General features: G+C 72.3%; 9 protein-coding genes and 1 tRNA gene. 5 read left to right on the plus strand and 5 right to left on the minus strand.

Annotated features, from left to right (window positions below):
• Nucleotides 1-163: 163 nt before the first annotated feature.
• Nucleotides 164-251, minus strand: a tRNA-Leu gene (locus STRNI_RS07290).
• Nucleotides 252-356: 105 nt separating this feature from the next.
• On the opposite strand from STRNI_RS07290, the gene STRNI_RS07295 reads away from it, so the two are divergent.
• Nucleotides 357-1,691, plus strand: a complete 1,335-nt coding sequence (locus STRNI_RS07295; protein WP_159485092.1) for a DUF2254 domain-containing protein — start codon at nucleotides 357-359, stop codon at nucleotides 1,689-1,691.
• Between the two features lie 22 nt (nucleotides 1,692-1,713).
• Here the strand turns inward: STRNI_RS07295 and STRNI_RS07300 are convergent, their stop codons facing one another.
• Together STRNI_RS07300 and STRNI_RS07305 are read right to left on the minus strand one after the other, a co-directional pair.
• Nucleotides 1,714-3,309 (minus strand): aldehyde dehydrogenase family protein, encoded by a 1,596-nt coding sequence (locus STRNI_RS07300; RefSeq protein WP_277410767.1) that lies wholly within the window; start codon nucleotides 3,307-3,309, stop codon nucleotides 1,714-1,716.
• A gap of 547 nt (nucleotides 3,310-3,856) precedes the next feature.
• On the minus strand, nucleotides 3,857-4,243 hold the full coding sequence (locus tag STRNI_RS07305) for a chorismate mutase (protein WP_018090539.1): 387 nt from the start codon (nucleotides 4,241-4,243) through the stop codon (nucleotides 3,857-3,859).
• Nucleotides 4,244-5,064: 821 nt separating this feature from the next.
• Between STRNI_RS07305 and STRNI_RS07310 the strand changes: the two genes are divergently transcribed.
• Both STRNI_RS07310 and fdhD read left to right on the plus strand, forming a co-directional pair.
• On the plus strand, nucleotides 5,065-6,384 hold the full coding sequence (locus STRNI_RS07310; protein WP_277410768.1) for an FAD-dependent monooxygenase: 1,320 nt from the start codon (nucleotides 5,065-5,067) through the stop codon (nucleotides 6,382-6,384).
• A 180-nt stretch (nucleotides 6,385-6,564) separates the two neighbouring features.
• Nucleotides 6,565-7,422 (plus strand): formate dehydrogenase accessory sulfurtransferase FdhD, encoded by an 858-nt coding sequence (gene fdhD / locus STRNI_RS07315; RefSeq protein WP_274739208.1) that lies wholly within the window; start codon nucleotides 6,565-6,567, stop codon nucleotides 7,420-7,422.
• A gap of 33 nt (nucleotides 7,423-7,455) precedes the next feature.
• Here fdhD and STRNI_RS07320 read toward each other — a convergent pair whose 3' ends face one another.
• On the minus strand, nucleotides 7,456-7,899 hold the full coding sequence (locus tag STRNI_RS07320) for a MarR family winged helix-turn-helix transcriptional regulator (RefSeq protein WP_277410769.1): 444 nt from the start codon (nucleotides 7,897-7,899) through the stop codon (nucleotides 7,456-7,458).
• A gap of 138 nt (nucleotides 7,900-8,037) precedes the next feature.
• On the opposite strand from STRNI_RS07320, the gene STRNI_RS07325 reads away from it, so the two are divergent.
• Together STRNI_RS07325 and STRNI_RS07330 are read left to right on the plus strand one after the other, a co-directional pair.
• Entirely contained in the window at nucleotides 8,038-8,982 is a 945-nt protein-coding gene (locus tag STRNI_RS07325; RefSeq protein WP_277410770.1) for a quinone oxidoreductase family protein, read from the plus strand.
• 283 nt (nucleotides 8,983-9,265) lie between these two features.
• Nucleotides 9,266-11,224: a sialidase family protein gene (locus tag STRNI_RS07330; RefSeq protein WP_277410771.1), complete on the plus strand. Its 1,959-nt coding sequence runs from the start codon at nucleotides 9,266-9,268 to the stop codon at nucleotides 11,222-11,224.
• 156 nt (nucleotides 11,225-11,380) lie between these two features.
• Here the strand turns inward: STRNI_RS07330 and STRNI_RS07335 are convergent, their stop codons facing one another.
• Entirely contained in the window at nucleotides 11,381-12,448 is a 1,068-nt protein-coding gene (locus tag STRNI_RS07335; RefSeq protein WP_277410772.1) for a bile acid:sodium symporter family protein, read from the minus strand.
• Nucleotides 12,449-12,607 lie beyond the last annotated feature (159 nt).

Genomic DNA, 12,607 nt, shown 5'->3' on the forward strand with positions numbered 1-12,607 from the left:
CAGAGCTCCCTTCCCCGAGGCCAGTCCGGTCGAACTCCCTCGCTCGCCCCGTAGGCCGGTCTTCAGGATACTCCCAAACAAAGGGGATGGAACAGGCATTTTGGACACCTCTTGTCCCGTCGCCCCAGAAATGCAGAAAACCCCTGCTCAGCAGGGGTTTCGCTGGTGTCCGAGGGGGGACTTGAACCCCCACGCCCGATAAAGGGCACTAGCACCTCAAGCTAGCGCGTCTGCCATTCCGCCACCCGGACTAGGTGTGATCTTCGCGGGGCGTTCCCCGCAGCGACATGGACAACAATACCAAGCTTTCGGAGTGCCCTTCACCTGCGTATCCGTCGCCCACATAACCTCGATTTATGGGCAATGAGGGACATATCGCACATATCAGTGGTCCGCGCAGGCCACGTGCGCTGTCACCGCTGCGGGAGCATCTGCGGGACACCTTCTGGTTCGCGCCGTCGGTGGGGCTGGTGGGTGCGGTGCTGCTGTGGTGGGGGGCGTCGACGCTCGATCTGGAGATCATCGCGCTGCTGCAGCGCGAGAAGGCGTACGCGGCGGTCCGGGAACTGGTGTCGATCGCCGAGGACACCAGGACGATCGTGACGACGATCAGCTCGGCGATGATGACCTTCATCGGTGTGGTCTTCAGCATTTCGCTGGTCGCCGTGCAGATGGCCAGCGGTCAGCTCACCCCGCGGGTGGTGCGGATCTTCATCCGGAGCCGGATCAGCAAGATCACGCTCACGGTGTTCCTGGCGACCTTCCTCTTCTCCCTGCTGGTGCTCACCTCGTACGAGAGTGAGACCGATGTCCGGCAGGTCACGTCGGTGCCCGTGGTGCAGAACCTGCTGACGATGGTCCTGGTGGCACTCAGTCTGCTGCTGTTCATCGCGTATGTGTCGGCCACGCTGCGGCTGATGCAGGTGGGGCCGGTGGTCGACCGGATCACCCGGGAGACGCTGCGGATGCTGGCGCGGCAGGGCACGGGCGGGGAGGGCGCGGAGGACGGGGCCTCCCTGGCGCCCGAGACGGGGCGCGTGGCGCATGCGGGCCGGGCCGGGGTCGTGCTGGATGCGCATGTGGCGCGGCTGGTGCGGGTGGCGCGGCGGCAGGGCGTCGTGCTGCGGCTGATTCCGCGGATCGGGGACTTCGTGCTGCCGGGAACGCCGGTGCTGGCGGTGCACGGCGGGACGACGCCGCCCCGGTGGGCGCTGCGGCGCACGGTGTCGGTGGGGGTGGAGCGGACCTTTCACCAGGATCTCGGGCTCGGGCTGCGGCAGTTGTCGGACATCGCGCTGCGTGCGCTGTCGCCGGCGGTGAACGATCCGACCACGGCCGTGCAGTGCCTGGACCGGATCGTGCAGATTCTCGCGGCGGTGGTGCGGCGGCCGCTCGGGGCGGTGCACCACCGGGACCGCCGGGGAGCCGTGCGGCTGGTGCAGAACGTGCCGGGCTGGGCCGATCTGGTGGACCTGGGGCTCACCGAGATCCGGGCGGCCGCGGTGCACAGTCCGCAGGTCACCCGGCGGATGCTGGCCGGGATCGATGATCTGCTGCTGCTCGCGCCGGAGCCGCGCCGGGAGCCGCTGGTGCGGCACCGCACGCTCCTGTTGCAGGCGGTGGAGCGTGCGGTGCCGTCGGCGCCGGACCGGCGGTTCGCCTCGTCCCCCGATCGGCAGGGGATCGGCTAGGGCCGCCGGTTTCGCGCCCTCGTCAGGGCATCAGGTGGTAGTCGGGGAAGTTGCCCGGCAGGCGTTCGGGCGCCGGGCCTTCGGTGACGGCGCGGACGAGGAGTTCACCGCCGACGAACGCACCGCTCCAGGAGTTGCCGAAGCCGCCGAAGAGCTCATCGCGGTCGCCTCGGGAACGGGGCTTGCCGTGGCCGACCTTGAAGGCGCGGATCTGCGGTGCGAGGCGGTCGTAGGTGTCCTTGTCGTCACAGGAAAGGCTGGCGACCAGGGCGCCGTTGCTGGCGTTCATGGCGGCGAGGAGTTCCGCCTCGGTGTCGACGAGGACGAGGGTGTCGACGGGGCCGAACGGCTCGGCGTGGTGGAGCGGGGAGGACGGGGGCGGGGCCAGGAGGGTGGTCGGCGGGAGGTAGGCCGAGGTGTCCTGGGAGGGCAGGAAGTGACCGTCCGCCAGGCCGCCGCGGTGCAGGGGGACCGCGCCCCGGGAGATCGCCTCGTTGGTGAGATCGGCGAGTTCCTTGGCCTTGGCGGCGTTGATCAGCGGGCCGAAGTCGAGTTCGGGGAGCGGGTCGGCGGGGTCCGCGACGGCCAGGGGGTGGCCGAAACGGACGCTGCGGACGGCCGGGAGGTAGGCGGCGAGGAAGTCGGCGAAGGCCTCGCGCTGGACGACGAAGCGAGGGTAGGCGGTGCAGCGCTGCTTGGCGTAGTCGAAGGTCTTGCGGAGCAGCGGCGTCAGGGCCGGCCAGTCGGTGAAGTTCCAGATGCCCCAGGTGTTGAGGCCCTCTTGTTCGAGGATGTGGCGTTTGCCGAGGTCGGCGACCGCGGTGGCGACCCGGGCGCCGGTGTCCCGGCCGCCGACGAACGAAACACAGCCGATCTCGGGTGAGCGGACGAGGGAGGGCGAGAGCTCCTTGCCGCTGCCGCTGACCAGGGTGGCCGGGACGCCCTCCCGGGCGGCCAGGGCGCAGGCGAGGGTGAGACAGACCAGACCGCCGTCGGTGGGCGTCTTGGCGATCACCGCGTTGCCGGCCAGCGCCTGCACGAGCATCGCGTGGATCAGGACCGACATCGGGTAGTTCCAGCTGGCGATGTTGCTGACCGGGCCGGGCAGCGGGGTGCGGTCGACGAGCATCCGGTCGATCTCGGAGACGTACCAGCGGACCCCGTCGATGGCCCGGTCGACGTCCGCCTGCGCGAGCTTCCAGGGTTTGCCGATCTCCCAGACGAGGAGGAGGGCGAGCAGTTCGCGGTGCTCGGTCAGCGCGTCGAGGGTGGCGGAGATCCGGGCCTTGCGTTCGGCCAACGGGACCTGGCGCCAGGCCCGGTGCTGGTCGAGGGAGGCGCGTACGGCGTGCAGCGCGGCGTCCGCGTCGAGCCGGGGCGGACCGGCGATGGGGCTCCCGTCGACGGGGCTGGTGGCGGGCAGCGGGTGGCCGTCCGGGTGCCAGGCGGCGCCCCAGAGGTTGAGGGCGTGGTCGTCGCGGAACGCCTCGGGGGCCGCGGCCAGACTGCGCTGCCAGGCGTCCTGCCAGGACGTACCGGGCTTCAGGACGAGCGTCGGGGCGGGCGCGGGGCGGGCGCTGTGCCGCGGGTCCGCGGGGGATTCGGGGGTGGTGGCCATCGTGTGTCTCCGCTCTCGGTGCACGGCCGGAGGGGCAGGGTGGTGGCGCTCGGGCGGCTCCCGGGGGAACCGTGTTACTGGACGGTAGTGGGCGCGGTGACACTGCGGGACGGTCCGGCATCAGGTATGGCGAGTGTCACTCGGCATGGGCGGCGGGGCCAGCTGGGTGAGGCGACCGTGGGGCGGATGGTCAAGGACGAGCTGCGCCAATTTGCGGGTGGGAGGGGCCTCCGAGGGGTCGGCCCCGTCGCCGAGCTGCCTGTAGGGCGTGGTTCTTCGCGGGCGGGGCGCTGTCGGCTTCATGGCCTGTGGAGTGTGGGATTCGCGGCCGGTGGGCCGTGGGCTTCGCGGCCGGTGGCTTCACGGCCGTGCGCCGTGGGATTCGCGGGCGGGGCGCCGTCGGCTTCGCGGCCGGTGGACTGCGGGCTTCACGGCCGTGCGCCGCGGGCTTCGCGGCCGGTGTGCTGCCGGCCGCGTCGGAGACGAGGGCGCCCGCGGGGCGGTTGCCGCGCGGGCGGTGCCATGGCGTCCGTCGTGCGTACGGGGCTCAGCCCGCGGTGGGTCCGGCCGGTTCCGCCGGTTCCGCCGACGCCTCGTGCGTACGGTCGGCGATCGCCCGGTGGTGGCGGACGACCTCGCCGATGATGAAGTTCAGGAACTTCTCGGCGAACGCCGGGTCCAGCTTGGCGTCCTCGGCCAGCCGGCGCAGCCGTTCGATCTGCGCGGCCTCCCGGGCCGGGTCGGCGGGCGGCAGGCTGTGCCGGGCCTTGAGTTCGCCGACCTGCTGGGTGCACTTGAAGCGCTCGGCGAGCAGATGCACAAGGGCGGCGTCGAGGTTGTCGATGCTGCCGCGCAGGTAGAGCAGCCGCTCACGGGCCGCCTCGTCGGCGACGGAGGCCGCTTCGCCGGCCGCCGGTGCTGTCCCTTCGCTCATGTGCGTCTCGCCATTCGTGGTCGGTCGGGTGCCTGATGTGGTGTCGTGCTTCGGGCACGTCATCCGTGATCGGCTGCACATTACCCGGACAGAGGCCGGTGACCTGGGCTGGTCTCGCGGATCGGACCGGGTGGGGTGAGGTGGGATGAGCCTGTTCCAGCCATTTCGGTGGGAGGGTGCCGGCACCGGTCACAGGCGCCCGGGGCGGGCGCGGTCCGGTGGTGGTGCCGGTGGTGGGCGGCCGTGATGGCCCACGAGCAGAGCGCCCGAAACGGTGAAGAGGGCCGGGAGAAGGAGGAGTTCGGCACGGGTTCAGCGGCGATGAGCGAGGCCGCCGCTGTCGGTGGACTCCCCACCCCCGTAAGGGGGCGGTGTCTTCGGTACGCCCGGTGGCGGGATCCCCCACAGATCCCGTCACCGGGCCGTTCCTCGCGGGCCATGGCGGTCGGCCGGCCCGGAATCCGGGGCGCTGACCAGGCCCCGGTTCAACCACCTACCCACACCACGGCCCGGCCATCCCTCCGTCTTCCTCCTGTTTCTCCGACAGCCGGCCGGGCTCGTGCTCGTGACCGGTCCACGGTCGGCCGTCGTACGCGGAAGCAGCCACGTCCCGGCGACAGGGGCGACAGGGGCACCCCCGACGTCCCCCTCCGGACAACCGAGGTCGCCGCACGCGCATCCCCTGCCCCCTCCTGGACGACCCGCTGCTCCGCCGCGTGGATCACGTCCGGAAAGGGGCAACTCCTGTGAGAATGTGCCCCGTCGACAGCAGGCCGCCGGCCGACCACCGGCCGCCGGAGAGTGCAGGGGGGACCCGCCGTATGAACACAGATCGCATTCAGATCGCAGGGGCCGATGTCGCCGTCGTGGGCGGCAGTATCGCCGGTTGCGCCACAGCTCTTGCCGCGCATCGCGCCGGCGCGGGCCGGATCACCGTCCTCGAACGCACCGCCGGCCACCTCGCCGACCGCGGCGTCGGCCTGGCGGTGCACGACGCCCGGTACGCCGAACTCGCGGCCGCCGGATACCTCGATGCCGCCATGCCCTGGGTGCAGCTGACCACCCGCCGCTGGTACCACCGCGACGGCGCCGCACCGCTCGGCCGCCCGCTCGCCGTCCTGCCCTTCCCGTTCCGCTCGTACTGCTGGGGGCCGCTCTGGCGGGAGTTACGGCAGCGGCTGCCTGAAGACACCGTCTTCCGGCCGGGCGTACGGGTGGCCGGGGCCGGCACTTCCGCGGACGGCGCCACCCTGCAACTCTACGACGGCGACGGAAGCGGAGGCACCGGCACCGGCACCGACACCGACAAGAGCGGAGGCGCGCGGCCTCACGCCGGAGACCGTACCGAGCGCTTCGACCTGGTCATCGGCGCCGACGGCTACCGCTCGACGGTCCGCGACGCCGCGTTTCCCGAGGTGCGGCCCGGCTACGCCGGCTATCTGGCCTGGCGCGGCGCCGTTCCCGCCGAGCGGCTGGCGGCACTCGACTTCCCCGGCCTGCCGGCCACCCCCTGGGCGGTGGAGGACTGTATCTACGTCGTCTTCCCCGGCGGCCACGTCATCATCTACCGCATCCCGGACGGCCAGGGCGGCCACCGCGCCAACTGGGTCCTGTACACCGCCCCGCCCGCAGGCCTCGACCTGGCGCTGGAGTCCCCCACAAGCCTGCCGCCCGGCACCCTCACCGACGCTCTGTACACCCATCTCGCCCATGTCACCGATGAGTTGCTGCCGCCTTACTGGGGAGGGCTGATCCGGCTGACGCCCCGCGATGAGCTGTTCATCCAGCCGATGTACGACTTCACGGCACCGCGCTACACCGCCGGCCGGCTGCTGCTCGCGGGCGACGCCGCCACCGTCGCCCGCCCGCACACGGCCGGGGGTGCGGTGAAGGCGCTGCAGGATGCCGCCGCCCTGGAAGCCGCGCTGCGCGCCGTACCGGAGCGGCCGGATGCCCTGGACATGTACGGCGCCGAGCGGGGTGTGACCGGCCGGGCGATGGTCGAGTTGGGACGGCGGCTGGGCCGGTTCCTGGTGCAGGACACCCCGGACTGGCGGACGCTGGACCAGACCGGACTGGCGGCGGCCTGGTCCGCGGCCGACGGCTCGGGCGCGTTCGGGGGCCGCGAGATGCAGAACTGACACCGTCCGTCCCCGGCGCACCGCCCCACCCGCCCCGTGCAGGAGAATGAGAACGCCGAGGTCACCTCGCCCCCGCGGCAGCCGGTGGCCACGGCGATCTCCGTATCAAGGGCCGCTTGGGCCGACGACACATACAGCACCGGGACTGCGCCGGCCCGGTGCGGACGGGACTGATCAGACATGGGACGGGTCACCGAGCGACGCCGCGTCATCCGGATCCGCGACGGTGCCGTGAGCACCCGCCCGGACACCCTCGTCGCCGAGGAGCCGATGGAGATCCGGCTCGGCGGCAAGCCGCTGGCGATCACCATGCGCACCCCGGGGGACGACTTCGCGCTCGCCGCCGGCTTCCTCGTCAGCGAGGGCGTCCTGGCGAGCGCCGCCGAACTGGCGAACATCGTCTACTGCGCGGGGGCCACCGGTGAGGGTGGGAGCAACACCTACAACGTGGTCGACGTCCGGCTCGCGGACGGGGTTCCGGTCCCGGACATCACCCTGGAGCGCAATGTCTACACGACCTCGTCGTGCGGGCTGTGCGGCAAGGCCAGCCTGGACGCGGTCCGCACCACCGCCCGCTGGCCCCTGGACACCTCCCCCGACACTCCCGTCCGGATCGAACCGGCGACGCTCAGCGCCCTCCCCGACCGACTGCGGGCGGCCCAGCGGGTGTTCGAGCGGACGGGGGGCCTGCATGCCGCGGCGCTGTTCACGACGGACGGTGAGCTGCTCGACATCCGGGAGGACGTGGGGCGGCACAACGCCGTCGACAAGATCGTCGGGCGGGCGCTGCAACAGGGGCGGCTGCCACTGTCCTCCTGTGTGCTGATGGTCTCCGGCCGGGCGTCGTTCGAGCTGGTGCAGAAGGCGGTGATGGCGGGCATTCCCGTGCTGGCCGCGGTCTCGGCGCCGTCCTCGCTCGCCGTCGATCTGGCCGTCGAGACCGGACTGACCCTGGTCGGGTTTCTGCGCGGCACCTCGATGAATGTGTACGCGGGTGAGCACCGGCTCGCCCTGAGCGCGGCGGCCTCCACGGACTGAGGCGCACACCGCGCACGACCCGGCGGCCGCGCCTCACCCCTCCGGCAGCGTGATCCGGGTCAGCAGGGCGATCAACTGCTCGCGTTCGGCCGGGGTCAGGGCCGCGGTCAGCTCCGCGTTGGCCTCGTCGCCGAGCTGCTGGGTGCGGCGCAGCCGCCGCCGTCCGTCGGCGGAGATCTCGACGGCGTTCTTGCGCCGGTCCTTGGGGTCGGGGGTGCGGGTCACCAGCCCGTCCTTCTGGAGGTCGTTGACGATCGCGACCATGTCCTTGGGGTCGATGGCCAGCGTCCGGCCGAGCTCCGCCTGGGAGACCGGACCGAGTTCGGCGACCGCCGAGAGGACGGCGTGATGCATCATCCGCATGCCTTCTGCGGCGAGGGCGTCGGCGACCAGGCGGTGGCCGCGCGCGGCGGCCCTGCCCAGCAGCCAACTAGGGAGGGCGCGGATACGGCTGGGGGCGTACGGAGTGTCGGCCATGGGGCCACCGTAGCGAGAAAGCCATTGGAGAGCCCAATGAAAAACCATTGGCAGGCCCAACGGCTTGTCGTTATCGTTGGGGAACCCAATGAAGCCTGGCCGGTACGCACCGGCTGCCGACCCTGGAGGTGCCCGCCCATGCGCCGCGTCCGATTCCATTCCTACGGCGGTCCCGACGTCCTGCGCGTCGAGGAGACGGCGGAGGAGCCGGTGCCCGGCCCGGGTGAACTCCTGGTGCGTACGGAGGCGATCGGCGTCACGCTGCCGTGCGTACGGCGGGTCCGCGGTGACGGCAACGGGGGCGGCGATCCGCTGCCCTCCATGCCTGGCGGAGAGGTCGCCGGTACGGTCGTCGCGCTCGGCCCGGACGTCACCGGCTTCGCCCCCGGCGACCGCGTCACCTCGCTCACCTTCACCGGTTCCTATACCGAACTCGCCCTCGCGCCCGCCTTTCTGGCGAGCCGGATACCGGACGGGGCGAGCGCCGTGGAGGCGGTGGCGCTGGTGCGCAGCGGGCATGTCGCGCTCGCCGCGCTCAGCACCGCCGCACCGCGGGGCGCCGAGTCCGTACTGATCACCGGCGCGGCCGGCGCCACCGGGCATCTCGCCGTCCAACTGGCCAAGCTCCAGGGGGTGCCCCGGGTGGTGGCCGCCGTCACCTCGGCCGCCAAGGCGGAGTTCCTCCGCGGGCTGGGGGCCGATGAGGTGGTGACCTATGACCAGGAGTCCTGGGGTGCACCGGCCGATGTCGTCCTGGACGGCGTCGGCGGCGAGCTGCTGCCGCGGGCGCTGGCCGCGCTGGCTCCCGGCGGCCGGCTGATCTTCTTCAACTCCGGTGGCGGCACGGTCCCGGCGTATGAACTGCTGGCGGGCGACAAGACCATCACCGGGCTGACGATGCGCCGCTTCTCCACCGTCCAGCGGGAGCTGTACGAGGAGCACCGCGCACAGCTGTGGGAGCTGGCCGGGTCCGGCCGGCTGCGGGCCGCCGTCCATGCCGAACTGCCGCTGGACGAGGCCGCGAAGGCGCACGAGATCATCGAGGCCCGGGCCAATCTCGGCAAGGTGGTGCTGCGGCCATGAGATCCGACGGGCGTATACGGCACATGCGGTGCGCCGGGCACACGCGGCACTCCCGGCCCCCGCAGCGCACCCGGCTCACCCGGCGCACCCGGCGCACCCGGCGCACCCGGCGCACCCGGCGCAGTACCTGCGAGCCGGGAGAGTGAATTCCGGCTGCGGCACGGAGAACCGGCGCATGCTCCTTGTCGCGGTCCGCACGCGGCAGTAGCTTCCGTCGCGATGCACATAGGACGTGGGATGTCCTGATGACCCGACGCCGATGCCTCGAAGGGCAGGCCGGACCATGACGTCAGTTCTCCGCGCACACCCCAGCCCCCGCAGCAGACCCCGGCGACGCCGCGTCGCGGCCCTGCTCGCCGCACTGACCGCCACCGCCGTCGCCCTCCTGCCGACCGCCCCCGTCCATGCCGCGCCGGACGGTGCGCCGGGCTCCCCCGCCGCCCCCGCCGGTGGATTCGACCAGCAGATCCTCTTCAAGGCGTCGCAAGAGAAGGGCTACTACTGCTTCCGTATACCGGCCGTCGTGCAGTCCACGCGCGGGACCCTGCTCGCGTTCGCCGAGGGCCGGCGGCACGACTGCGGCGACGCGGGCGATATCGACCTCGTCCTCAAGCGCTCCACCGACGGCGGCCGGACCTGGGGACCGCTTCAGGTCATCAACCGCGGAAACGGCGACACCCACGGCAATCCGGCGCCCATCGTGGACCGCCGCACCGGCCGTATCGTCCTTGCCGAGACCTACAACAAGGGCCGCACCGACGGCCTCAGCTGTGATGTCCCCTGCGATCGCACCCCTCATCTCCAGTACAGCGACGACGACGGCTCGACCTGGTCCCCGCCCCGGGACCTGACCGACAGCATCCGGCCTCCGCAGTGGAACTCCTGGTACGCCACCGGTCCGGTGCACGGCATCCAGCTCACCCACGGACGGCACGCGGGCCGGCTGGTGTTCAGCATGAATGCCGAGAGCTACGCGGACCACCGGGTCACCGCCAACCACGCCGCCCTGATCCACAGCGACGACGGCGGCGCCACCTGGAAGGTCGGCGCGCTGGACACCTGGCCCGTCGCGCCGGGTGGGACGTTCCGTCAAAAGCCCTCGGAGATGACCCTCCTGGAGCGCTCCGACGGCTCGGTCTACGTCAACGGCCGCGAACAGGACGGCACCGACCTGGGCCATCGCACCGCGGCGGTCAGCCGCGACGGCGGCGGCTCCTTCGTCGCACCGTTCCGCGCCCTCCCCGACCTCTACACCCCGATGGTGCAGGGCTCGGCGCTGCGCCTGCCGCACCCGAGCACCGGCCGCAGCCGCACCCTGTTCGCGGCACCCGCCGACCCCGACCGGCGCCGGACCATGACCATCCGCTCCTCCTATGACGAGGGCCGCACCTGGGAGAGCGCCGACCGCGGCGCCCGGGTCGCCACCGACTGGTCCGGCTACTCCGATCTGGTCGCCATCTCCCATGAGGTCACCGGCCTGATGTATGAGGGCGGCGCGGTCGACGCCCGGGACGAGATCCGCTTCGCCCGCTTCACCGAGGACTGGCTCGGCCCGCGGCGCGCCCCGGATCCCACGACCCGCGACACCGCCCCCGGCGCCCGGCCGGCGCTCGTCCTGGGCGGCGCCCGCGGCACCGACGGCCACTTCGGCCGGGCGCTGTCCTTCGACGGCATCGACGATGCGGTACGCCTCCCCTTCCGCCGCTCCCTCCCCCTGGGCACCGGCGAGTTCACCTGCAGCCTGTGGTTCCGCTATGACGCCACCACCGGTGAACAGCCGCTGCTGTGGATGGGCGGTGTGGGCACCAGGTCCCCGCAGGTCTCACTCGCGGGCGACCCCGCCCATGACCGGATCGTCGCCCGCCTCACCGCTGTCGACGGCGCCCAACCGCCCGCCACCGCCCAGGCGGTGACCAACGACGCCTACAACGACGGCAGCTGGCACCATTTGGCGCTGCGCCGTAGTGGCGGCCGGCTGCTGCTCACCGTGGACGGGGGCGAGACCACCGTCGCCCCCGGTGTCCCCGGGTCGGTCAGCCGCGGCTCGGTCTTCGGCGTCCACCTCGGCCAGAAGCCCGACAGCCGCGTCCAGTTCACCGGTGCACTGGACGAGGTACGCGTCTACCGGCGGGCGCTGACCGACGCCGAACTGTCCGGCGTACGGGCCGGCAACGCCCCGGCGAACGGCCCGCTGGTCACGGGGCTGTCGCTGGACCGGGTGCGGGGAGGCGCGAAGAACTGATCAGCGAAGAACTGATCGGCGCGGCGGACGACAACATCCATGGCCTGCCTGGACGCGATCGCGTCGGGCGGGCCATGGGCGTCTTACGGACCGGGGCGGGCCCGCGGGGACCGGCACGCAGCCTGCCCCTGAACCCCTGAACCGCACGGGGCTCCGCTAACGCCGCTCCCCGCTGGCCACCACATCCCCCGCGGCCTCCGTCACCGCAGCGCTTCCCGCGGCGGCGCCCGCCACTGCCGCCTCCGGGGCCGCGGACGCCGCGAAACGCTTCGCGAGGACCGCGCAGACCATCAGCTGCATCTGGTGGAACACCATCAGCGGCAGCGCCGCGAGCCCGGCCTGTGCGCCGAAGAGGACGCTGGCCATCGGGAGACCGGCCGCCAGGCTCTTCTTGGAGCCGGCGAAGGTGATCGCGATCCGGTCCGCCCGGTGGAAGCCGAGCTTCTTCGAGCCGTACCAGGTGGCGGACAGCATCACCGCGAGCAGCACGGCCTCCACCCCCAGCAGACACAGCAGCCGCAGCGCGGAGACCTGGTGCCAGATGCCCTGGACCATCCCGGCGCTGAAGGCGGTGTAGACGACGAGCAGTATCGAGCCGCGGTCCACGTAGCCGAGGGCCTTCTTGTGCCGGATGAGCCAGTTCCCGACCCACCGCCGCAGCAACTGCCCGGCGAGGAACGGCAGCAGGAGCTGGCAGACGATCGAGACCAGTGACCCGGCGGAGAAGCCGCCGCCGCCCCCGTGCAGGACCAGGCCCGCCAGCAGCGGGGTGACGACGATGCCCACCAGGCTGGAGAACGAGCCGGCGCAGATCGCCGCCGCGACATTGCCGCGGGCGATGGAGGTGAAGGCGATCGAGGACTGGACCGTGGACGGCACCAGGCACAGGAACAGCAGACCGGTGTAGAGGGTCGGCGGCAGGATCTGGGGGACCAGTCCGCGGGCGGCCAGGCCGAGTACCGGGAAGACGACGAAGGTGCAGGCCAGGACGGTGAGATGGAGCCGCCAGTGGCGCAGGCCGTCCATCGCCTCCCGGGTGGAGAGCCGGGCGCCGTAGAGGAAGAAGAGCAGCGCTACGGCTCCGGTGGAGGCACCCTCGGCGGCGGTGGCGGCCGGTCCGCGGGCGGGCAGCAGCGCGGCCAGGGCGACGGTGCCCACCAACGCCAGGATGTAGCCGTCCACGGGCAGCCGGGACAGGAGCTTGGGCAGAGGGGGGCGGCGCATGGTCTCTCTTCGGTCGTTCGGCGGCTCGGGGCACGGTGGCCCGGGCGGGCACGGGGCCTGGGCGGGTCCTGTGGCCTTGGGCGGGTCCTGTGGCCTGGGCGGGCCCTGTGCCTGGGCCCTGTCCAGGGTGCCGTGAGCTGCAGCGATCGGGAACCCCTC

The sequence above is a fragment of the Streptomyces nigrescens genome (assembly GCF_027626975.1).
Classification (GTDB): Bacteria; Actinomycetota; Actinomycetes; order Streptomycetales; family Streptomycetaceae; genus Streptomyces; species Streptomyces nigrescens.